The sequence below is a fragment of the Maribacter zhoushanensis genome (genome assembly GCF_029350975.1).
Classification (GTDB): Bacteria; Bacteroidota; Bacteroidia; order Flavobacteriales; family Flavobacteriaceae; genus Maribacter; species Maribacter zhoushanensis.
In genome coordinates this window covers 384,894-408,058 of sequence record NZ_JARKMR010000001.1, presented here as the reverse complement: position 1 = coordinate 408,058, position 23,165 = coordinate 384,894, and the positions used below count along the sequence as shown (strand labels likewise).

22 protein-coding genes are annotated in these 23,165 nt (G+C 34.8%); 11 read left to right on the top strand and 11 right to left on the bottom strand.

Going from position 1 to position 23,165, the window contains the following annotated elements; genetic code table 11:
* The first annotated feature begins 129 nt into the window (after positions 1 to 129).
* From PXD56_RS01790 to PXD56_RS01780, 3 genes are all read left to right on the top strand, one after another.
* Entirely contained in the window at positions 130 to 528 is a 399-nt protein-coding gene (locus tag PXD56_RS01790) for a carboxypeptidase-like regulatory domain-containing protein (protein ID WP_276491644.1), read from the top strand.
* Between the two features lie 228 nt (positions 529 to 756).
* Entirely contained in the window at positions 757 to 3,024 is a 2,268-nt protein-coding gene (locus PXD56_RS01785; RefSeq protein ID WP_276491643.1) for an inorganic phosphate transporter, read from the top strand.
* A gap of 29 nt (positions 3,025 to 3,053) precedes the next feature.
* Positions 3,054 to 3,773, top strand: coding sequence for a DUF6503 family protein (locus PXD56_RS01780; RefSeq protein WP_276491642.1), 720 nt, complete (start codon positions 3,054 to 3,056; stop codon positions 3,771 to 3,773).
* On the opposite strand, the gene nadD is transcribed toward PXD56_RS01780, so the two are convergent.
* The 6 genes from nadD to PXD56_RS01750 form a co-directional block, all read right to left on the bottom strand.
* Positions 3,770 to 4,354 (bottom strand): nicotinate (nicotinamide) nucleotide adenylyltransferase, encoded by a 585-nt coding sequence (gene nadD / locus PXD56_RS01775; RefSeq protein ID WP_276491641.1) that lies wholly within the window; start codon positions 4,352 to 4,354, stop codon positions 3,770 to 3,772. The genes PXD56_RS01780 and nadD overlap by 4 nt on opposite strands.
* 6 nt (positions 4,355 to 4,360) lie before the next feature.
* Positions 4,361 to 4,942: a guanylate kinase gene (gene gmk / locus PXD56_RS01770; protein WP_276491640.1), complete on the bottom strand. Its 582-nt coding sequence runs from the start codon at positions 4,940 to 4,942 to the stop codon at positions 4,361 to 4,363.
* Complete coding sequence (locus PXD56_RS01765; RefSeq protein WP_276491639.1) at positions 4,943 to 5,800, bottom strand: YicC/YloC family endoribonuclease; 858 nt, start codon at positions 5,798 to 5,800, stop codon at positions 4,943 to 4,945.
* Between the two features lie 133 nt (positions 5,801 to 5,933).
* Positions 5,934 to 6,758 (bottom strand): 3-keto-disaccharide hydrolase, encoded by an 825-nt coding sequence (locus PXD56_RS01760; protein ID WP_276491638.1) that lies wholly within the window; start codon positions 6,756 to 6,758, stop codon positions 5,934 to 5,936.
* A 12-nt stretch (positions 6,759 to 6,770) separates the two neighbouring features.
* Positions 6,771 to 7,508 carry a 3-keto-disaccharide hydrolase gene (locus tag PXD56_RS01755; protein ID WP_276491637.1) on the bottom strand — a complete coding sequence of 246 codons (738 nt, stop codon included), beginning with the start codon at positions 7,506 to 7,508 and terminating at the stop codon, positions 6,771 to 6,773.
* Positions 7,509 to 7,517: 9 nt separating this feature from the next.
* On the bottom strand, positions 7,518 to 8,570 hold the full coding sequence (locus PXD56_RS01750; protein WP_276491636.1) for a sugar phosphate isomerase/epimerase family protein: 1,053 nt from the start codon (positions 8,568 to 8,570) through the stop codon (positions 7,518 to 7,520).
* A gap of 160 nt (positions 8,571 to 8,730) precedes the next feature.
* Between PXD56_RS01750 and PXD56_RS01745 the strand changes: the two genes are divergently transcribed.
* Both PXD56_RS01745 and PXD56_RS01740 read left to right on the top strand, forming a co-directional pair.
* Positions 8,731 to 10,434, top strand: coding sequence for a GMC oxidoreductase (locus tag PXD56_RS01745; protein ID WP_276491635.1), 1,704 nt, complete (start codon positions 8,731 to 8,733; stop codon positions 10,432 to 10,434).
* A 64-nt stretch (positions 10,435 to 10,498) separates the two neighbouring features.
* On the top strand, positions 10,499 to 10,957 hold the full coding sequence (locus tag PXD56_RS01740) for an ASCH domain-containing protein (RefSeq protein ID WP_276491634.1): 459 nt from the start codon (positions 10,499 to 10,501) through the stop codon (positions 10,955 to 10,957).
* A 74-nt stretch (positions 10,958 to 11,031) separates the two neighbouring features.
* On the opposite strand, the gene PXD56_RS01735 is transcribed toward PXD56_RS01740, so the two are convergent.
* The 3 genes from PXD56_RS01735 to PXD56_RS01725 form a co-directional block, all read right to left on the bottom strand.
* On the bottom strand, positions 11,032 to 12,171 hold the full coding sequence (locus PXD56_RS01735; protein WP_276491633.1) for a Gfo/Idh/MocA family protein: 1,140 nt from the start codon (positions 12,169 to 12,171) through the stop codon (positions 11,032 to 11,034).
* Between the two features lie 119 nt (positions 12,172 to 12,290).
* On the bottom strand, positions 12,291 to 12,734 hold the full coding sequence (locus PXD56_RS01730; RefSeq protein ID WP_276491632.1) for a DinB family protein: 444 nt from the start codon (positions 12,732 to 12,734) through the stop codon (positions 12,291 to 12,293).
* A gap of 15 nt (positions 12,735 to 12,749) precedes the next feature.
* Positions 12,750 to 13,742: a sugar phosphate isomerase/epimerase family protein gene (locus tag PXD56_RS01725; RefSeq protein WP_276491631.1), complete on the bottom strand. Its 993-nt coding sequence runs from the start codon at positions 13,740 to 13,742 to the stop codon at positions 12,750 to 12,752.
* 173 nt (positions 13,743 to 13,915) lie between these two features.
* Between PXD56_RS01725 and PXD56_RS01720 the strand changes: the two genes are divergently transcribed.
* The 3 genes from PXD56_RS01720 (at position 13,916) to PXD56_RS01710 (ending at position 17,277) form a co-directional block, all read left to right on the top strand.
* Positions 13,916 to 15,625 carry a GMC oxidoreductase gene (locus tag PXD56_RS01720; protein ID WP_276491630.1) on the top strand — a complete coding sequence of 570 codons (1,710 nt, stop codon included), beginning with the start codon at positions 13,916 to 13,918 and terminating at the stop codon, positions 15,623 to 15,625.
* Positions 15,625 to 16,272 carry a gluconate 2-dehydrogenase subunit 3 family protein gene (locus tag PXD56_RS01715; protein WP_276491629.1) on the top strand — a complete coding sequence of 216 codons (648 nt, stop codon included), beginning with the start codon at positions 15,625 to 15,627 and terminating at the stop codon, positions 16,270 to 16,272. Before PXD56_RS01720 ends, PXD56_RS01715 begins: the two co-directional genes overlap by 1 nt.
* 81 nt (positions 16,273 to 16,353) lie before the next feature.
* Positions 16,354 to 17,277 carry a hydroxypyruvate isomerase family protein gene (locus PXD56_RS01710; protein WP_276491628.1) on the top strand — a complete coding sequence of 308 codons (924 nt, stop codon included), beginning with the start codon at positions 16,354 to 16,356 and terminating at the stop codon, positions 17,275 to 17,277.
* A gap of 872 nt (positions 17,278 to 18,149) precedes the next feature.
* Here PXD56_RS01710 and PXD56_RS01705 read toward each other — a convergent pair.
* On the bottom strand, positions 18,150 to 18,707 hold the full coding sequence (locus PXD56_RS01705; RefSeq protein ID WP_276491627.1) for a hypothetical protein: 558 nt from the start codon (positions 18,705 to 18,707) through the stop codon (positions 18,150 to 18,152).
* Between the two features lie 456 nt (positions 18,708 to 19,163).
* Here PXD56_RS01705 and PXD56_RS01700 point away from each other — a divergent pair, with 456 nt between their 5' ends.
* Together PXD56_RS01700 and PXD56_RS01695 are read left to right on the top strand one after the other, a co-directional pair.
* Positions 19,164 to 19,898 carry a LytR/AlgR family response regulator transcription factor gene (locus PXD56_RS01700; protein WP_276491626.1) on the top strand — a complete coding sequence of 245 codons (735 nt, stop codon included), beginning with the start codon at positions 19,164 to 19,166 and terminating at the stop codon, positions 19,896 to 19,898.
* Positions 19,899 to 19,996: 98 nt separating this feature from the next.
* On the top strand, positions 19,997 to 21,886 hold the full coding sequence (locus PXD56_RS01695; protein WP_276491625.1) for a tetratricopeptide repeat-containing sensor histidine kinase: 1,890 nt from the start codon (positions 19,997 to 19,999) through the stop codon (positions 21,884 to 21,886).
* Here the strand turns inward: PXD56_RS01695 and PXD56_RS01690 are convergent.
* Positions 21,879 to 22,448 carry a DUF3109 family protein gene (locus tag PXD56_RS01690; protein WP_276491624.1) on the bottom strand — a complete coding sequence of 190 codons (570 nt, stop codon included), beginning with the start codon at positions 22,446 to 22,448 and terminating at the stop codon, positions 21,879 to 21,881. The genes PXD56_RS01695 and PXD56_RS01690 overlap by 8 nt on opposite strands.
* Before the next feature lie 115 nt (positions 22,449 to 22,563).
* On the opposite strand from PXD56_RS01690, the gene PXD56_RS01685 reads away from it, so the two are divergent.
* The gene (locus tag PXD56_RS01685) at positions 22,564 to 23,142 is read left to right on the top strand and encodes a MarC family protein (RefSeq protein WP_276491623.1); all 579 of its coding nucleotides are present in this window, start codon (positions 22,564 to 22,566) and stop codon (positions 23,140 to 23,142) included.
* Positions 23,143 to 23,165 lie beyond the last annotated feature (23 nt).

Here is a 23,165-nt window from a genome sequence, read left to right as displayed (position 1 = left end):
GACACCTAAAGCATCTACTACAGTATAATATGATGTACCACAACCTTAACCTTTAAAAAATATATTAATAATCCTTAGGTAACCTTATCTTAACCTTGGCAAACTTTCTTTGTACCAGTTAATTCACACATGAAGAAAGTATATATTTTATTCGCATTAATGATTTGCTCTTTGTCTTTTGCACAAGAGAACAGTTCTATTAAAGGTAAAATTTTAGACGGCGAGTTTTTTAATGAACCATTGTTAATGGCTACGGTAAGTATAGACAACGCAACCCTTTCTACACATACAAATTTTAGAGGTAATTTTGAATTTAACGATATTACTGCAGGCACACATAACATTTTGGTTCAATTTGTAGGGTACGAACCGATAAATCTTGAAATTACGGTTAAAGAAGGAGAACAAACTGAAGTTTTAGAGACTTTATATGCTAAACAAATAGCATTGCCTTCTACTGCTAAAATAAGCGCTACAACAGATGATGCAATCAGCTCTACAGCATTAGCTGCGAACAAAACAAAATAATCTTTCAGCATATTCATCCGCATGTTACCTGACCTTTTGTTTAAAAAGTGATTTTGATATGAAAACAAAAAATCATTTTCAAAAAGAAATTAGTATTTTCATCCACTAAACTTGGTTTTTTTGCATGTATTAACCATCATTGCAAAGTATACGATATTAACTTCATAACCTTATGTTAACCTTAATGATAATTTATAATATCATTTTTGTTCCTTATTTAGATTTTTGATGGGCGAGAACATATATTTATTCATGATTATTGCGTTGGCCGTTTTAGCCATAACAGATTTAATTGTTGGTGTCAGTAATGATGCCGTCAATTTTCTAAACTCAGCAATAGGGTCAAAAGCAATTTCCTTTAAAACCATTATGCTTGTTGCCAGTGTAGGTATTGCCTTTGGGGCAGTATCATCTAGTGGAATGATGGAGGTAGCTAGAAAAGGAATCTTTAATCCTTCAGAGTTTGTCTTTGCTGAAATCATGATTGTCTTTATGGCCGTTATGATCACCGATATTCTTTTACTTGATTTTTTCAACACGTTGGGTATGCCTACATCTACAACAGTATCTATTGTTTTTGAGTTGTTAGGTGCTGCAGTAGCCATTTCATTGGTAAAAATATATTCAGGAGACGGGGATTTTACCCATCTTTCAAACTACATAAACACAGATAAAGCGACCGAAATTATATTAGGAATTTTATTATCTGTCGTCGTTGCGTTTACCATTGGCGCCATAGTTCAATTTTTTACAAGGGTATTAATCTCTTTTAAATTCAACGAAAAGCCAAAATGGGTAGGTGCTATTTTTGGTGGCATGGCCATTACGGCAATTATATATTTTATACTTATTAAAGGTCTTAAAGGAACCTCTATAATAAGTCCGGAAGCATCTATGTTCATTGGTGAAAACCCAGAACTATTTTTGCTGGGCAATTTAGTATTGTGGTTTGCAATTTCTTGGATGGCAACCACCTTCATGAAATGGAATATTTATACTATCATCATTATACTAGGTACATTTGCCTTAGCAATGGCTTTTGCCGGCAATGATTTAGTAAACTTTATTGGTGTGCCATTGGCCGCTTTTGAATCTTTTATAAGTTGGTCAAATTCTGGTCAATTAGCTACGGAATATAATATGAAAGGTTTGTCCGTTGCCGTACAAACACCAACATATCTGTTATTGGCTTCTGGAGTAATTATGGTAGTTACCTTATGGTTTTCTTCTAAAGCAAAGAATGTAGTAAAAACAAGTGTAGATCTTTCTAGACAAGATGAAGGAGATGAACGCTTTGAGCCTAATTATTTATCCAGACAAATCGTAAAATTTTCAATAAAAGCATCTGAAAATTTAAACAGTATAATACCGGCTTCATTACAAAAGAGAATTGACAATCAGTTCATAAAACCAACAACGTACGCTCAAAAAGCAAAGGCAAAAGACCAACCTGCTTTTGACCTTATTAGAGCCTCGGTAAACTTAATGGTAGCAAGTGTATTGATATCTCTTGCAACTTCATTGAAACTTCCATTATCTACTACATATGTTACTTTTATGGTGGCAATGGGTACATCTCTGGCAGATAGAGCTTGGGGTTCTGAAAGTGCCGTATATAGAGTTGCAGGTGTACTTAATGTTATTGGCGGATGGTTCTTTACCGCAATTGTAGCATTCGTTGCTGCAGCAATAATCGCTTACATTATTCACTTAGGGGGTATATATGCAATTAGTGCATTATTAATATTCGCATTCGTATTAATAGGCAAGAACTACCTTTCACATACCAAAAAATTAAAAGAAACCAAAGAAGAGGAGATTTTAGAACGCGCAGAAAGTAGCTCTATCCAAGGTGTTATTGAAGAAAGCGCAAAGAACATTGCCAATGTTGTAAAAAGAGCAAATAAAATATACTCTAATTCTATTAACGGGTTAGCAAAACAGGACCTTAACTCGCTTCATAAAAACAAAAAACAAGGTGCTAAATTAGCCAATGAGATTGAAGATTTAAGAAACCACACCTTCTACTTCATCAAAAATCTAGAAGAAGCCCATATTGGCGCCAGTAATTTCTACATTAATGCCATGGGGCATTTAACCGATATTTCTCAGTCGTTAGAATATATTGGTAAAGTAAGCCATAAACATGTCAACAATAACCACAAGAAATTAAAATACAATCAAATAAAAGAGCTTAAGCAGATTGATATAAAACTAGCAGAGATTTTAGATAATACCTATCACGCATTTGAAGAAAGGTCTTTTGAAAAAATTGGTACTATACTTAACAACAAGCAAGAGTTATATGACTTGGTTTCTCAAAAAATAAGTGCACAAGTAGAGCGCACAAGGTCAGAAGAATCTAGTCCTAAAAACACGACGTTGTATTTCACTATTTTGCTTGAGACAAAAGATTTAATGACTGCGACCATGAATCTTCTAGAGCTGTATTACAAAGAGCATGATGCAGATGTTACGCCAGCCACTTTAGATTAAGCTAGTTTCATTTTTAAAAACACATATTTATGAAGTTTTTTGTACTATATCTTTTTATGCTTTCAAGTGTTTTAAGTAATGCCCAAGAAATAACCGGCAACGAATTATTAGAACGTGCAATAGCATTTCATGATCCGGAAAATAACTGGTCTACCTTTAAAGGTAAAATGCTGATTGAGATGGAGAATCCAAAAAGTAGTCCACGTAGTACTGTCGTAGAAATGAAGTTGCCTAGCAACTATTTTAAAACAACCGTAACCAAAAATAATTACGTTATTGAGTCTGAATTGGATAATAACGACTGTACTTTAAAATTAAATGGCAGCACTTCTATATTCCCTAAGATAAAAGATAGTTTAAACATTAGCTGTGACCGTGCTAAAATGATGAAAAACTACTATACATACCTATATGGGTTACCAATGAAATTAAAAAACCCAGGTACTATAATAGATGATAAGGTCATTAAGAAAAATTTTAAGGGTAAATCATATTTAGTTTTAAAAGCTACGTATGAAAAAGAAGTAGGTAACGATACTTGGTATTTCTACTTTGACCCAAAGACCTATGCTATGGAAGTGTATCAATTCTTCCATGATGAAAGCAAAAACGACGGAGAATATATTCTACTTTCAGATATGATTACCGTAAACGGAATTAAAATACCTAAAGTACGTAAGTGGTATTATAATAAAGGAGATGTATTTTTAGCTACTGATAACTTGCGTAAAGCAAATAGTATAGATTAACGATAAAAATTCATTTCATCCATATACTTCCAAACTTCTGGCGGTAATAATGGCTTAATGTTTTTACCATTTTTATGCTCTTTACGAATAAATGTAGAAGAGATTTCCATAATAGGTGCATTTACACGATGAATCTTTTTATGCTCCTTAAATTGATGCTCAATAGCCCCTTCCGATATTCTTGGGTACACATACAAATGATGCAAATCTAAGATAGCTTCGTAGTTCTTCCACTTGTGAAGACCTTTTAGATTGTCTTCGCCCATAATCAATGAAAAATCATATCCTTCAGGATATTTTTCCTCTAAATGTACTAAGGTATTTATGGTGTAATTGGGTTGCGGTAAATTGAATTCAATATTACTAGGCTTCAGCTTGTCATAATCTTTGGTAGCTTCATACACCATTTCAAATCTTTGATGATTATCTAAAAGCGTTTTCTTGGTCTTAAACGGACTTTGAGGCGTTACTACAAACCAAACCTCATCTAAGTCTGAAAATTCTACCATATGGTTTGCTATAACCAAATGACCAATATGAATAGGGTTAAAGGTACCAAAGTATAATCCTACCTTTTTCATGTGCATTTATTCTTTATCGTCAGAAACGAAAGATGCTACTAAATCTACAGCCTCTTTTAAAGCTACATCAAGATCATAATTCTTAATAATCTTATCAAACTGAGGTGCCGTTGCCAATTCTACAGATGCTTTTGCAATACGCATATTTATTTTGTCTTCGCTTTCGGTACTTCTCTTCTTAAGTCTGATCTTAAGCTCATCAACACTTGGTGGTTTTACAAATACAGCCAAGGTTTGTTCAGGAAATTTTTTCTTGATTCTTAAACCTCCAACAACATCAATATCGAAAATTACGTTCTTTCCCTCTGCCCACAGTCGTTCTACTTCACTTTTTAACGTACCGTAAAAATTATCTCTATACACTTCTTCCCACTCTAAAAAATCATCATTCTTGATATGATTTTTAAATTCGGAAACCGACATAAAATAATAGTGCTCGTTATGCTTTTCTTTGCCCCTTCTAGGGCGCGAAGTTGCAGATACCGAAAAAGCCAAATTCAATTCTGGCTGTGCCAATAAGTGGCGTACAATGGTTGTTTTCCCACTACCTGATGGCGCAGAAAAAATGATTAGTTTTCCACCTTTCATCTATAGTACGTTTAACATTTGTTCTTTAATCTTCTCTAGTTCATCTTTCATTTGCACCACTATTTGCTGCATAGGTGCAAAGTTTGCCTTAGAACCGATCGTATTAATTTCACGACCAATCTCTTGAGAAATGAATCCTAACTTTTTACCGTTACTATCGTCTGACTGTAAAGTTTTGCTGAAGTAATCTAAATGATTTGCCAAGCGAACTTTTTCTTCAGTAATATCATACTTCTCTAAATAGTATATAAGCTCTTGCTCAAACCTATTTGCATCTACATCGGCCTTTATATCTTGAACGGCTTTTTCTAAACGCTCACGAATAGTAGCTTGCCTATCTGGATCTATACTTACAACCTCTTCTAAAAGCTTTTTCAATGAAGATATTCTTTCAAGAAAATCTTTCTCCAAAACACTGCCTTCTTCTGACCTAAACTCATTGATTTCTACCAAGGCACCTTTCAATGCCTCTTTTATAGCCTCATATTCAGATTCATCGATATCTTCCTTATCGGTCTTCATAGCATCAGGAAAACGCAATGCCATTTCCAATAATCTTAGGTTATCACCATCGGCAATGTTTTTCAACTGACCCATATATTGTTTAACCGCAACTTCATTAACTTGAGTAGAGGTTTCGTTTCCGGTAAGCTCAACATAAAGATTAAAATCTACCTTACCTCGTAACAAAGAATTAGCGACCAACTTTCGCAGTTCTAATTCCTTTTCACGATAACTTGAAGGCATACGTGCATTTAAATCAATACTCTTACTATTAAGCGATTTTATTTCTACCGTAATTTTTTTGTTAGGTAGCTGAACTACATGCTTTCCGAAGCCGGTCATCGATTGAATCATAAATACATTTTAAGATTAAGACAAAGGTAAGGTAAATGAGAAATTTATTGTAAATCTTATAGCCCTACTTAAACAGTTAAGGAGCAAACAAGAAATACGCTTGTTTGCTCCTTAAATTATAACTAATAAAATATTAAAGTTCTCTAACCCAAATATTTCTAAAACTAACACGACTATCGTCACCGTGGTCTTGCAACATTAAAGGTCCTTTACCATGTGCTGGGTTTTTAGGCCAACCAATATAAGGTGTTGTTCCTTTAAGCTCTACATGATCTTGAACCAAAATTCCGTTGTGTATTACGGTGATATCTCCTGATTTTATCTTGCCACCATCCACATTAAATTCTGGTGCATGATAAATAATATCATAGGTATTCCATTCACCTGTTGGCACAGAAGCCATAGCTAATGGCACATGTTGCTTGTAAATAGATCCCACTTGCCCATTTACATAGGTAGGATTGTCATTTTGATCTAATACCTGCACTTCATATATTCCGTTAAGAAATACACCGCTATTGGCTCTGTTTTGCCCTTCTCTCTGTATTGGCAAAGGAGACTTCCACTCTATATGCAATTGTACATCACCAAAATTCTGCTTGGTCTGTATGTTTCCGGTTTTATCATTTACCGTCATACTACCGTCTTTGTTCACGTGCCATTTAGCGGCAGTACTATCGTTAGTACTGATCCAATTGTCTAAATTGGCACCATTAAAAAGTACAATAGCATCACTAGGTGCAGAACTTGCGGTTGCCGGTTTAACAACAGCTACCTTAGGCTCGTAAAATTCAGTTTCTTCTGGTGTAGTTGGTTCTTCGCCCATGTATTCTTCATAAACGATTACACTGTCCTTAACAGCTTCTAATCCTCCGTCAGTAGCTACCGTTACTTTTTCTTGACAAGAAAGTATTCCTAAAGAAGCAACTAACAGTAACCATGAGTATCTATTTTTCATATGTAAATGCTATTAAAGTTGTTTGATTTTTATATTTCTGAACGCTACAACATTTTGGTGATCTTGTAAACCAATTTTACCGGTTGTGTATTTTCCGAATCCGTCCCAACCTGCAAATTTAGATTTTGCGACCATAGCGTCCCATTCTTCGTTTGCTACCGGAAAACTTACCATTTCTGTACCATTTAATGTAACACTACCTTTATGCTCTTTATGATTTACAGTAATCACCATAGTATTCCATTCACCTATTGGTTTTGTAACATCTTCTGCCGGTGAAACCATATCATATAAAGCACCAGCTTGGTGGGTTGTGCCCGCCTTAGCATCTGGATGTTTATCGTTATCCAAAATTTGAATTTCAGGACCAGTTTGATATCCTGTCCCAAATTTTTCATCTTCACTAACACCCCAAAAAACACCACTATTACCTGCTTCAGAAATTTTCCAATCTAATGTTAATACGAAATCGGTAAATTCTTGCTTTGTAACCAGATCATGATTTTTATATTCTTCATCTTCAGGTGGAGTGTATACCAAAGCATCACCTTCTATTTTCCAAGCATCACTTATTTCGTCGGTTTTGAACTCTTTCCATTTATCTAAAGAAGTACCGTCAAACAATACCTCCCATTCATTATCAACAACCTCAATTTCTTCGACCACAGCTGTTTCGGTTGTCTCCTTTTTCTCTTGCTTACATGCAACAAATGCTAAAAGACATGCTGCACCTACTATATATTTCTTCATCGTCTACTTTTAAAGTCCCAACATTTTTTTCAACATTTCTTTATCTATTTCTGCACCGGCAAAATCATCAAAGGTTTTCTCTGTAGCCTCAATAATATGATCAGAAATAAATTTAGCACCTTCGCGAGCACCTTGCTCTGGACTCTTAATACAACATTCCCATTCCATTACCGCCCAAACATCGCAACCGTATTGGGTTAATTTAGAGAATATAGTTTTAAAATCTATTTGACCGTCACCCAATGAACGGTATCTACCAGCTCTATCTCCCCAATCATTATAACCACCAAAAGCACCTTTTTTACCAGTAGGGTTAAATTCAGAATCCTTTACGTGGAAAGACTTTATAAACTCATGATAGTGATCAATATATGTAATGTAATCTAACTGTTGCAATACAAAGTGACTTGGATCATAAAGAATATTTACTCTTTTATGATTGCCCGTAGCTTCTAGAAAACGTTCAAAAGTATCACCATCATGTAAATCTTCACCTGGGTGAATTTCATAACAAACATCTACACCTTCTTTATCGAAATGATTTAAGATCGGTGTCCATCTCTTTGCTAATTCTTCAAAACCCATTTCTACTAAACCAGCTGGTCTTTGTGGCCAAGGGTGCATAGTATGCCATAATAAAGACCCAGAAAAAGTAGCATGAGCCTTTAATCCTAGTCTTCTACTAGCAGTTGCAGCTTTTTTTACGGTTTCAATTGCCCACTCTGTTCTAGCTTTAGGATTGCCATGAACATTACTTGGAGCAAAAGAATCGAACATTAAATCATATGCTGGGTTAACAGCAACCAATTGCCCTTGTAAGTGTGTAGAAAGTTCTGTAATCTCTAATCCGTAAGAGTTTACTTTGCCTTTTAGCTCATCGCAATACGTCTGACTTTCAGCTGCTTTGTCCAAATCGATTAAAAAACTCTCCCATGTTGGAATTTGAATTCCTTTATATCCTAGATCAGCTGCCCACTTACACATTCCGTCCAAGGAATTAAATGGAGCTTTACTGTCTACAAACTGTGCCAAGAATACGGCTGGTCCTTTGATTGTTTTCATAAAAAATGCTATCTGTTGTTGTTTGAATTTGTTGTTGACTTTGAGATATGAAATCTCTCAAAAAATCTTATATTTAAGAATTGTATCAAGTTCTTCTCGATACTTTGGAGATTTGCTATAAATATAGGGAATACCGTCAGAAAAAGATAAAATTTCAAGCATGAATCAAAATGAAATATTCGACGCAATTGTTGTTGGAACAGGAATAAGTGGTGGCTGGGCTGCTAAGGAATTAACAGAGAATGGCTTAAAAACACTTGTTTTGGAACGTGGCCCTATGGTAAAGCATATAGAAGATTATCCTACAATGAACGATGACCCATGGGATTATCCTTTAAAAGGCAAATTATCAAAAGAAGACCAAGAAAAATACCATATACAAAAAAGAGTGATATGGGCACCAACCGAGGATTCTAAACACTTTTTCGTAAACGATTTAGATCACCCTTATGTAGAAACAAAACGTTTTGATTGGATACGCGGTTATCAAGTAGGCGGTAGATCATTGACCTGGGGAAGACAGAGCTACCGATGGAGCGATATAGATTTTGAAGCGAATAAAAAGGATGGCGCTGGTGTAGATTGGCCCGTAAGATATAAAGATATTGCGCCATGGTATGACAAGGTCGAAGAATATATTGGGGTAAGTGGTGAAGCCTTAGGGCTAGAGGTATTACCTGATGGTAAATTTCAGCCTGCCATGAAATTGAATTGTGTTGAAGAAGATTTTAAGAAAACTACGGCAGAAAAATTTGATGATGGTCGTTTAATAACCATAGGTAGAACAGCACACATTACAGACCCCAATGCTACTTTTGAAGGTCGTGGAACATGCCAAAATAGAGATCGTTGCTGGCGCGGATGCCCATTTGGCGGATATTTCAGTAGTAACTCTTCCACATTACCTGCTGCCGAGCGTACTGGAAACATGACCTTAAGACCCAATTCTATAGTACATGAAATTATATATGACGATACTACTAAAAAAGCAACAGGTGTTCGAGTAATTGATGCAGAGACAAATGAAAAACTAGAGTTTAAAGCAAAGGTTATTTTTCTATGTGCATCTGCAATGGCATCGGTAGGTATTTTGTTACAATCAAAATCTGAACGTTTTCCTAATGGATTAGGTAATGATTCTGATGCATTAGGAAGAGGTATTATGGACCACCATTATAAATTAGGTGCAACCGCAAAAGTAGATGGATATTTAGATAAATACTATAAAGGAAGACGTGCGAACGGATTTTACATACCTCGTTTTGTGAACCTGAATGCAGAAACTAAACGTGAAGGATATTTACGCGGTTTTGGTTATCAAGGTACAGCAAGTAGAGGAGATTGGTCTGCAGAAATTGGTGAATTAGGATATGGAAAAGATTTAAAAGAATCTGTATTAAAACCAGGCAGATGGACTATTGGTGTAACAGGATTTGGAGAATTTCTACCCTATGACGACAACAGAGTAACACTTAGCCCTACCGAAAAAGATAAATGGGGATTGCCTCAACTAGCTTTTGACGTTGAGTTTAAGGAAAATGAATATAAGATGCGTGAAGATATCAAGAAAGAAATTGTGAACATGTTTGAAGCTGCAGGCTTTAAAGATGTAGAATCTTATGAAGAACCTAATGGACCTGGTCTGGGTATTCATGAAATGGGTGGCGCCAGAATGGGGCACAGTGCAAAGACTTCAATTATAAATAAAAATAATCAAGTACATTTAGTACCAAATGTGTATGTAACGGACGGTGCCTTTATGTCTTCCTCTAGTTGTGTAAACCCATCTTTGACCTATATGGCATTTACCGCAAGAGCAGCAAATCATGCAGCTGAACAATTAAAAGCAGGTAAATTTTCTTGATATTAAAATTAATTACAAAGTATTACGTTTATTAAATCCTATAGATTAAAGAAAATATCAGCTTATGGAAAATGCTTCAGCCAGAAATATGTGGGGTAATTATTTGAAAAATCACCTCGAAGATGTCTTTCATGAGACACCAAAAACAATGTGTTTTGGCAATAATGAACACGATGCAAACGAAAGCGTTAGATTAATACAAAGTGGCGATAAAAAAGCAATCTCACATTCATTGTTAAGCTTACAAAGCCGAAACGAACCATTACCTAAAATAGGAGACTATATTGTGGTAACAGATTGGAACGGTGAGGCACAATGCATTGTTGCAACCACTTCAGTTACACTTAAACCATATTTTAGTATTGACGCTACTTATGCCCAATTAGAAGCAAATGGGGATAAATCGTTAGAAAACTGGAAAAAATATCATTGGGACTTCTTCACTAAAGAATTACAAGAATTTAAAAGGGAGCCTAGAGAAAGCATGATCGTTGTTTGCCAAACCTTTAAAAAGGTAAATTAGTTATCATTCTATTAAAAATCAAAAAACAAAAAGAGCCGCAACTTGCGGCTCTTTTTTATACTTTACAGTTTTACTTAGTTTTCTAAAGCTACCCAAGTATTTCCACTTTTATGTGAATCTACGGTTGCTTCAATAAAGTTCATACCACGAACACCATCTGTCATAGTAGGGAATTCACCATCATTATATTCTTCACTTCTAATAGCCCTTGCAACACCTTTATAGATATTAGCCATAGAATCAAAAATTCCTTCTGGGTGACCTGCAGGTAATTTAGTTCCGTCTAAAGACAGTTCAGAGTTATATGCATGACCGGGTTTGTAAATTTGTGTAGGCTCAGTATCACTTAACTTATATAAAAAGTTAGGTTTTTCTTGCTCCCATCTAAAAGCACCTTTCTCACCATAAATTGATATGGCTAGTCCGTTTTCTTCACCTGTAGCTACTTGACTACCTCTAATAACACCTTTCACATGATCGCTCATACGAATAAGTACAGTACCATCAACGTCCATTTGGTTATCTTCATACAAGTAATTGAAATCACAAAGTAGTTCGTTCACTTTTAGACCTGTTGTATATTCAACCATGTTAAAAGCATGAACACCTATATCTCCCATACAAGAACTAATTCCGGCTTTTTTAGGATCCAATCGCCAAACAGAAGACCTTTTCTCTTTGTCATGAATAATAGTGTTGATCCAACCTTGGTAATACACTGCATCAACTTTATGAATTTTACCTAAGGCACCGGCCTTGATCATTTCACGCATTTGGCGTACCATTGGGTAACCTGTATATGTGTGCGTTAAAGCGAAGACAGTACCAGCTTTTTTATGAGATTTTTGCAAATCTTTAGCTTCTTCTAAAGTAGTGGTCATCGGCTTTTCACAGATAACATGAAAACCGTTATCCAATAACTTCTTAGCCATTGGGTAATGTAAGAAGTTAGGTGTAAGAATAGAGCAAACTTGAATACGCTCTTCTTCCGGCAACTTTAATTCCTCTTCGATCAAGGTATCAAAATCCTTATAAATTCTATTTAAAGGTACATCTATTTCTTTGGCGAAAGCTATACTAGCATCATAATCAGGATTGAAAACAGCTCCTGTAATTTCATAGTTGTCGTTAATGAAAGATGCAACTCTATGTAACACTCCTATTAGCGAATCTCCTCCTCCACCTAATATTCCTAATCGTATTTTCTTTGGCATTTTGTTGTTGTTTAAATTGAATTTTTAAATAAAATCGTTCACTAGATTTCACAAGGAATAAAATTATGAAATCCGTAAAGAACAATTGAAAATAAAAACTGTAAAAAATGTTATACTACTTATCTCTTATAATACACATAATCTAATCCTACGGGAGTTTCGCCGTTACTTCTAAAATCTATGGCAATTTGCCCCCTATGACTTGTAGAATGGTTGATGATATGAAAAAGAATGTCTTGTAGGGTATTGGTAAACAATCGCCCTTCAGAATTCTCATAATCTATACGCCTATCAAAATTATCCGCATTGGTAACTATCTCGAAAGAACTACGTTGATTTTCATAATGAATATCTGCCCATTTTTTCACATCATGCTCTTGCCAAACCTCATATTCACTTGGCTTGTTCAGTAATCTTGCATTCCAAATATGGTGTGCATTTAAGATATGACTAAATAAACGCATAGTTTCTGGCGGTACAGTATTGAGCGCCAAACAATGCTCTATAATTTTCTTGTTACAGTGAAAATTATAATCGAATATCTCATTAAAAAAAGTCTCCATAGATCACCCTCTTGATTATTCTATTTCTTTTGCCGCTTTTAGCAAAAGATCTCTAGTAGCAATGATACCATCTGCTTCGCTTATTTCAGAACCTTCATATTCTACGCCAATAAAGCCCGTATAGCCTGCATTGTTGACAATTTTCAGCATTTCTACATAATCAATACCTGTATCATAACCATCTGCGTCAAAATTATTTGACTTAGCACTTACCGCTTTAGCATAAGGCATTAATTCTTTAACACCTTTGTATTTGTCATATTCCTTAAGGCAGTCCCAACTATCTGGTTTGCGCTCAATACAGAAGTTTCCAAAATCAGGTAAACTTCCACAGTTATCCATATTTACGGTTTTCATTACTTGGGCATGTAGTTCTCCGTTAGATGACAAACCACCGTGGTTTTCAACCAATACATTGATACCCTTGGTTTTTGCATAGGTAGCTAATTTTGTAAGTCCGTCTACAGAATTCTTGATCCACTCTTCTGGCACATTACTACCGTTAAGGTTTACCCTTATGGCATGGCAACCCATTGCGGCCGCTGCATCTACCCATTTCTTGTGTTTCTCTACCGTTTCGTTTCTTTCAGCTTCATCATCCACGGCTAAATTGCCCTGACCGTCGATCATGATCAAAACGTTTTTCATTCCGTATTTTTCTGCCTCCGCATTTGACTTTGCTACAAAATTTGCCATTGCCTCTTCAGAGTAACCAGCATCTTCTAATTCAGGATTATACAATTGACTTACATACTCCAGTCCGGTAAATCCCCAATCTTTAGCTTTTTTAGCAAAAGAATACGGATCCACGCCATCTTCTCTAATCATTTTGTGCATGGACCATTGTGCCAGCGACAAATTAAAAAATGGGTCTACACTACTGTCTTCTACTACGATTTCTGCATTTTCCACTTTTTCTTTTTTAGTTTCCTTACAAGCGTAAGTTCCTAGTAACGAGATACCGATACCCGCCATAGATGCGAATCTGATAAAACTTTTTCTTTTCATGTTTTGGTAGTTTGTTGTTGTTTGAAATATAATATTAAGCATTGACGTTAAAATCATGAATAAGCTCATTCACCTAACTCAAGGTTAATTTTAGCGAATTTCGCAATAAGTAAGGACAATAAATGTATAGAATTAATTTAATATTTAATAAATTTATAGATTAAACAACTTTTATGAGCAAATTTTATTATAACGAAGAGCAGGAGTCCTACGACGCTATAGTCGTAGGAACCGGAATCAGTGGCGGTTGGGCCGCGAAAGAATTATGTGAGGCAGGTCTTAAAACGCTAGTTTTAGAACGTGGTAGAATGGTTAAACATATTGAAGACTATGAAACTGCGAATATGGATCCATGGGATTTTCCAAATGCAGGGCAACCGACCAAGGAAATAATAGAGCAACAACCAAAGCAAAACAGAACCGGTTATACAACAAACCAAGCAAGTAATATGTGGTTTGTAAATGACCTTAAACACCCATACAACGAAACAAAGCGATTTGATTGGATGAGAGGGTATCACCTAGGTGGTCGTTCTCTTCAATGGGGACGTCAAAGTTACCGTTTAAGTGATATTGATTTTGAAGCTAATAAAAAAGAAGGTATAGCCGTAGATTGGCCTGTTCGTTATAAAGATATTGCTCCTTGGTATGATAAGGTAGAAACCTTTATTGGCGTAAGTGGTGAAAACCTAGGTTTAAAGCAATTACCTGATGGTCAATTTTTACCAATGATGGACTTAAATTGCGTAGAGCAAGAGTTCAGAGAAAAAGTAGCAGAGAATTTTAATGGTCGTGTAGTTACTGCCGGTAGAACAGCACACATTACGGGAACCAAGCAATTTGATGGAAGAAGCAAATGTCAATTTAGAAATAGATGTATTAGAGGGTGTCCTTTTGGAGCTTACTTCAGTAGTCTTTCTTCAACATTACCTGCAGCTGAGGCTACAGGAAATATGACATTGAGACCAGATTCAATTGTGCATGAAGTAATTTATGACCCTACTACCAAGAAAGCTACAGGGGTAAAGGTTATTGATGCAAACACAAAAGAAACATTTGAATTTAAAGCTAAAGTTATCTTCTTATGTGCATCAGCAATTGCATCTACTTCAATATTAATGCAATCTAAATCTGAGACTTTCCCTAATGGTATGGGTAATGAATCTGACCAACTGGGCCGTAACATTATGGATCACCAACTTCAAGTTGGGGCTTCTGGAAAATTTGACGGATTTGAAGATAAATACTATAAAGGAAGAAAACCTAGTGGAATCTATATTCCAAGATTTAGAAACTTAGGTGGAGATTCTGACAGAGATTATTTAAGAGGATTTGGTTATCAAGGTGGTGCATCTAGAGGAAACTGGGAAGAGACTATTGCAGAATTATCTCACGGTAAAGACTTAAAAGATGCTGTTTTAAAACCAGGCGGATGGACGTTTGGTATGATGGGCTTTGGTGAAGTTCTACCTTATGAAAACAACAGATTTACTTTAGACTACGACAAATTAGATGATTGGGGTCTACCAACGGTAACTTTTGATGCAGAGCTTCAAGAAAACGAACTTAAAATGCGTAAAGACATTTTAGAGTCGGCTGTTGATATGTTAGAAAAAGCCGGACTTAGAGATGTAAAAGGGTACGATAATGAAAGTGCCTTAGGTTTAGGTATTCATGAGATGGGAACTGCCCGTATGGGAAGAGACAGAAAAACATCTGTATTAAACGGAAACAACCAATTACATGATGTACCAAATGTATATGTAACTGATGGATCATTTATGACTTCTGCCAGTTGTGTAAACCCATCATTAACATACATGGCCTTTACGGCTAGGGCTGCAGCTCATGCAGTTAAAGAACTTAAAAAAGGAAACATATAATGGATAGAAGACGCGTATTAAAAAATATGGGAATGTCACTTGGATATATGGTGGCCACCCCAACTTTGTTATCAATTGTTCAAAGCTGTAAAAGTGAACCGGCACTAACTTGGACTCCAGAATTCTTAGCTCAAAATGAAGGCGCAGTACTTTCTAAATTGGTAGATATTATTTTACCAAAAACAGATACTCCTTCAGCTTCAGAAGTGCAAGTTGATATCTTTATTGACAGGTTTGCAAAAGATGTTATGGAAAAAGAACAACAAGATTTCCTTAAAATGTCTATGACAAAATTCACAAATAAAGCCTTAGCAGATTCTGGTAAAGAAAAAGCTGAAGATTTAACCGCTGAAGACTTAGAACCTGTTTTAGCCACATCTTTAAAATATAATAAAGATCAGCAAGCAGAAATGTTCAAGACGATCAATAGCTATACAAAAGCTATTGCCGATGGTGGTACTGCAGAGTTAGATGACGAAGTTTCAAGATTTGCTTTTGCCAACAACTTAAGAGGTATGACTATTTGGGGCTACAAAGCTTCTGAATATGTAGGTGAAAATGTTTTAGCATACTTACCTGTACCAGGTGAATATGTGCCTTGTGGAGACTTACAAGAGCTTACGGAAGGTAAGGCATGGTCTTTATAACCCATTAATATTTTAGTATACAATAGCCAAGAGCATGTTTTTTTTATTGCTCTTGGCTATTTTCATTTAAATACACTATTCATGAAAAGAAGAAGCTTCATTCAAAAATCTGCAATGACTACGGGCGCACTTTCTGTGGCAAGTACCTTATCATTCGCCAATACTTTAAACAAATCCAAACGAGCTCATAAATACAACTTAAAATATGCACCACATATAGGCATGTTTAAACACCTTGCTGGCAATGATCCTATTGATCAACTAAATTTTATGGCTGACCAAGGATATACTGCTTTTGAGGATAATGAAATGCGCAAACGTCCAATAGAGCAACAAGAAAAAATGGCGGCTACCATGAAAAAACGTGGCATTGAAATGGGCGTGTTCGTTGCTCATGATATACACTGGAAAACCGCTAACCTAGCATCGGGTGATCAGACTAAACGAGAAGAGTTTTTAAATGATATAAAAAACTCCATTGAAGTCGCTAAACGTGTAAATGCCAAATGGATGACAGTAGTACCCGGGCATGTAGACCTTAAGTTGAAAATAGGCTACCAGACGGCGAATGTCATAGAAAGTCTTAAGCAAGCATCTGCCCTTCTAGAACCACACAATATTACCATGGTACTGGAACCTTTAAATTTTAGAAACCATCCCGGATTGTTTTTAACAGACGCTCCGCAAGCATTTGAAATTTGCAAAGCAGTAGATTCTCCTTCATGTAAAATTTTATTTGATATCTATCATCAACAAATTCAAGAAGGAAACCTTATCCCTAATATGGAAGCCTCTTGGTCAGAGATAGCCTATGTTCAAATAGGAGATAATCCTGGTAGAAACGAACCTACTACAGGTGAAATTAATTACCATAATGTATTTAAATGGATTCATGCACAAGGCTTTAAAGGTATACTTGGTATGGAACATGGCAATTCTAGAGATGGCAAAGAAGGCGAATTAGCCGTTATTGAAGCTTACAAAAAGGTGGATAGTTTTTTATAATTTCTAATTAGTTAAATACTTCGCAAAAGAGCTATAATTGTATTTCATCGAAAAAGTGCTTTCTTTTCGATGAAATACATATTCAATATGTAAGATTTTACCTACTTATACGTTCTTTTGTATATGTCCCAATACCTACAAGCAATACTCGTCTATGCCAGTTTACTTCTGGTCTCAAAACTATCTTTTTATATTTATAAAAAGGTACAGTCCAACTCTTTTGATTTGTTTCAAATGAGACTAAGTTATAAATGGTTTAACATTAAAAGTGCCATAAGATTAACATATCATGGTTTATTTAATGATACCATCAAATTTCCGTAATCCAAAATGGAATTTGCTACGTATATAACTTATACTCTATCACTTAAGTTATGGAAAATTACATCACAATATTAATGATATATGCAGCTGCATTACTGTTTTCAACAGTATTAAAGCCTTATATCAAAAACGATAAATAAGAATCCCCTTACTTAACCTCGGCTTAGCCGTATATAAAAAAGACCCCATAATGCGGGGTCTTTTTTATTCTCCTATTTTGAATTTACTTAAGAATTCAACCATGCTGTAGTTTTCATTTTACATGATATTCCACTGTTCAATCTATTTTGTAAGCACACCGCTTATTATATTAGAATTTAAAAAGAATAGATTGGACTTATGCTAATTATTAGGCATAAAAAATGTACGGCCCCACTAATGCTTCTATTATGAAAAATGCCCACCAAGTCTAATAAAGGTAGTTCCCCCGAAACCTTTTCTTAGAACGTAATCATACGACTAATCGTAGTTATACTTATTTTGGCGCTCAAACATTAGATATAAGATAACATACACTATCTTATAAAGAACCGTACTAAATTTTAACTTTAAGCTTTTATATCTGCATTAAAAGAGCCCTTTATTTTCAAAAACTCTCCTTCTGTATTTACTAACCTTAATTCTAACTTGCCATCGACTTTGTTAGAAACATTTTCGGTAATTATTAAACTACCAGATTTTATAAAAAAAGGTAATTCACTTATATTACCCATATCTGCAAAACCGTAAACACCGCTGAAATTATTCATCAGTCGGTTAATACTTTTAATTTCATATCTTCCTGGTTGTACACCGCTATTTCGATAAGTTTTAGAAGCAATGACAAATTCTAAATTTTGATTTTGTCTTTCTCCACATGTAATAAAACTTAAGACCAATTTATCTGTCTTATTACCAAACCTATCTACTTCGCTTTTACTTTGAAAGGTTGCCGATCCATCTAAATGAAAACTAGATTGCCCTTCAATATCAAAACTACATGTTCCTTTATCTAACCTTGAATTTTCAAAATTTCTTTTTGACCCTCCGGCTAGCAACATTAATGGTACAAAACCAAAACAAAATATTTTAAATGCCTTACTTACAAATTTTATAAAATTTTGCATGATCCGTAATTATGGCTTTGTTATATCTTGTTTTTGAACTTCGGTTACAACAGCTAAATTCTCATTTGAACCCTCTTCTTCTGACATAATTTGAGAAGCAATCACTAAGACCACTATAAATAAAGTCAACATTATGCCACATTTTCTCATGCAAATTTCACTTATAACATACTGAAGTTCTTTGTTAAAGGTAATTTTATGCTTAAAACTGGTAGGCTTATTTTGTATAACCTGTCTCTTTTTATGTATAATCGGAAATTAAAAAATTCAAAAAGTCCAAGATACATATATAAGTAGCTTTTTTCTTTCTTTTTGTAAGTATTTCTTCAAGCTATAGCACCTTTAATATAAAGTATACCGATTACACTTCTATCTCTTCCATTGATACAAAATAGCACCTAAAACCTTTACATGCGCTTAATTTTTCATAACTTCCTTACTTGATACCCGATCTTTATGTTACAAGCAGTAATCGTTGATGATGAAATTAAAGCGCTTCAAAGTTTAACTTGGGAGCTTACAAACTTTAGTGATGAAATAAATGTAATAGCTTCGTTCACCAACCCTAACGAAGCCCTGAACTATTTAGAAAAACACACGCCAGATTGTCTATTTTTAGATATAGAAATGCCCACAATGGATGGTTTTCAATTTATTAGAAAGCTTACCAATAAAAATTTTCCCGTAGTAATTACCACAGCTTATAACCAATACGCTTTGAAAGCGATAAAAAGTCAAGCTTTAGACTATCTCTTAAAACCTATTGACACTGATGATTTAGAAGAAACCATTGTTAAAATTAAAAATTTCAATAGTAAAAATTTCTCTGTAGAAAATTTAGAAATGGCACTAATCAATTATAATTCCAGAGCCGTACATAAACGTATTACCCTTAATACAGATGGGAAATTGTTATTTTTAGAAAGCGATGAAATATTATATGCAGAGTCTGACGGAAACTACAGCACTATATTTTTAACCGATGGTCAAAAAATAGTACTGACAAAAAAACTAAAAGAAGTAAATGAATTATTGCCATCAGATTCTTTTTTTAGGATTCATAATTCATACATTATCAACTTAAACAAAATTAAAGAGTTCTTAAAGACTGATGGTTATGTCGTCTTAAAATCAAATCATAAAATACCGGTATCAAGACAAAAGAAATCGGATTTTTTAGACATGTTATAAATCATTAATTTGGTTTTTACATATTACTCAAGCTTTTCCATAAACATATAGTGCATAAATTCAAGTACAAAATTCTAGTCTTTCTTCTATATACTTTTGTGGTCTCGCACAATAGTTACTCCCAAGACTTTTCTAATGATCTACAAAATAATTTAGACAGTTTACTGGTATCAACGCCCCAGACATGTCAAGAGATAGATAAGTTACTAGGCAGTTTCACCAACGACAGTACCGCCCTACGTTATATTGAACAAAAATCCTTTCAAAAAAAATACTATTCTGGACAAGCATATGCTTTAAACAATCTTGGTAGCATTTACCGAGACCTATCTTTATATACCAAATCTCTTGAACTTTATCAAGAAGCCCTTAAGGTAGCTGTAGAAGCCGATAATCTTGAATTTAGAGTATACAGCCTAAATATGATCAGCACGGTCTATAGACGGACAGACGCCTTCAAATCTGCTTTAGATTACAGTCAAGATGCATTAGAACTAGCCGAGACTGTTGCAAACCCAAGTTCAGGTCTAAAAAAGAGCATTATAGTGTCTTTAAATAGTATTGGAGGTATTTACCAAATGCTTGAGCAGTACAAACTGGCTATTGAGAAATACGAAAAGGCCATGGTACTAGAAAAGGAACTAGACGATAAATTAGGGCTGGCCATTAACCACCTCAACCTAGGAGAATGCCATGAATCTCAAGGAGACTTAGTACAAGGTTTAAAAAATTTCAGAAAAGCTCTTGTATACTATGAAATTATAGACTCAAGTACCGGCAAAATCAAATGTAATTATAACATAGCCCATATTTACGTACATGAAGGTAAAATACAACAAGCTATAAATATTTTACAATCTAGTTTGCTAAAAGCTATTTCACTTAACGATCAAAAAATTATTACCACTATTTACATTAATCTAGGTTGGGCATTGATTAGAGCAGAAGATTATGATGCTGCGGAAACCAATTTAGAATCTGGTCTGGCACTTGCAGAGAAAAACGGATTTAATGTTGAAATAGCAGATGCCAATAAATTCTTGTCAGAACTATGGATCAAGTTAGATGATTATCAAAAAGGCATGAAGTACTTTAAAGAATCTAAAAAGTATGAAGAACGCATAACAAATACACTCAACCTTAGATACGTTAACGACATGATCTTAAGGTATGAATCTCAAATAAGAGCCAACCAATTAGAACGCCTTGCCCAAGAAAACGAGTCTGTTCGTTTAAAACTTAAGAAGAACAAGACCATGCTTATCATCATAGGTATTTCTTTGATTTTATTGATTGGAATCTTATACATATTGTACCGCCAAAGTCAATTGAATGCCGAAAAAAAACTATTGACATTAGAACAGAGTATGCTGCGTAGTCAAATGAATCCTCATTTTTTATTCAACTCACTGAATTCAATAAAACTGTATATCATAAATAATGAAAAAAAGAATGCTGTTCATTATTTAAATAAATTCTCAAAATTAGTACGAAAAATTTTGGAAGCATCTTCACAAAGAGAAATATCATTGGCCGAAGAACTTGAAACGGTTGAGTTATATATGAATATTGAAAATATTAGATTTTCAAATGAAATAAACTTTAAAATCGATATTAAAGACGATATAGACCCACATCTTATTAAGATACCTTCACTAATATTACAGCCATTTTTAGAGAACGCATTATGGCATGGTCTATCGTCAAAAGATGGTATAAAAAATATAGATTTAGAGGTCAAAAAAGGTAAAAACGGATTTATTGAAATTGTCATTACCGACAATGGCGTAGGTAGAGAGGCAGCAGAGAAGATAAAAGAAAGTAAATTGCTAAAAAGAAAGTCTGTTGGTATAGATATCACCAAAGAAAGACTAGCAAACTTCTCGCGTGACTATGAAAATTTTTTCCATGTAGATATTATTGATAAGTTCGATGATGACACCAACCCAATAGGCACTCAGATTGTTATATATATACCTACTATTTAAGATGGTCTTTAGCGACCTCCTCTAACTCTTTGTACCAATCTTCACCAAACTTTCTAATTAAAGCTTCTTTGACGAATTTATATATAGGCACTTTCAATTCATCGCCCAAAGCACAGGCGGGGTCACAAATTTGCCATTTATGGTAGTTGACCGCGGTCAACTCTGTATATTCACGCACTCTAATTGGATACAAATGGCATGATACCGGTTTTTTCCAGTTGATTTCGCCTTGGTTATAAGCTTCTTCTATACCACATTTAGCTACTTTCTTTTCATCGAAAATGACATAGGCACATTCGCTACCATTTACCAAAGGGGTTTCCCACTCACCATCTTCACCCTTCACAAAAGCACCTTGCTCTTCAATAACGGTAACGCCTTCTGGTCTTAAAAATGGTTTTACTTTAGCATAGATATCAACCATTATCTCAGTTTCAGAATCTTCCACAGGTGCACCTGCTTCGCCATCTACGCAACAACCGCCTTTACATGCGCTAAGATTGCACACAAAATCGTTTTCTATTATCTCTTCAGATACTATGGTTTTCCCTAATTGAAACATAACCTAATTTAAAGGGCGCAAGATACATTTTTTAAAAAGTATAGGTCTTAGAAAATTTCAACAATAAACATCCAAGTGGATAGTTATAAACGTAAATTTGCAAAAAATATGAAGCATGGATTTTCATTTTGATTTAAGAGAGATTGCCACCGCTAGTATGGTGCTATTCGCCGTAATTGATATTTTGGGCAGTATTCCCATAATTATTGGTCTTAGAAAAAAAGTAGGTCATATTCAGTCTGAAAAGGCATCCATTGTCGCTGCCGTAATTATGGTGGCTTTTTTGTTCCTTGGAGATGAAATATTAGGCTTAATTGGTATTGATGTAAATTCATTTGCCGTAGCAGGAGCCTTCATTATCTTCTTTTTGGCCATTGAAATGATTTTAGGTGTTACCCTTTACAAAGATGACGAACCAGAAAGTGCCTCTGTAGTTCCTATAGCCTTCCCTTTAATTGCTGGGGCAGGTACCTTGACTTCATTACTTTCTTTACGTGCAGAATATTATGTTGAAAATATTATAATAGCCATTATCATCAATATCATTTTCGTATTTGTCGTCTTAAAATCTTCCGTGAATATTGAAAAGATGTTGGGCAAAAATGGAGTAAATGTTATTAGAAAAGTATTTGGGGTAATTCTTATGGCAATAGCTGTTAAATTATTCGCAGCAAATATTAATGAACTTTTCTAGACCGTTAGAAGATTGTATTTTTA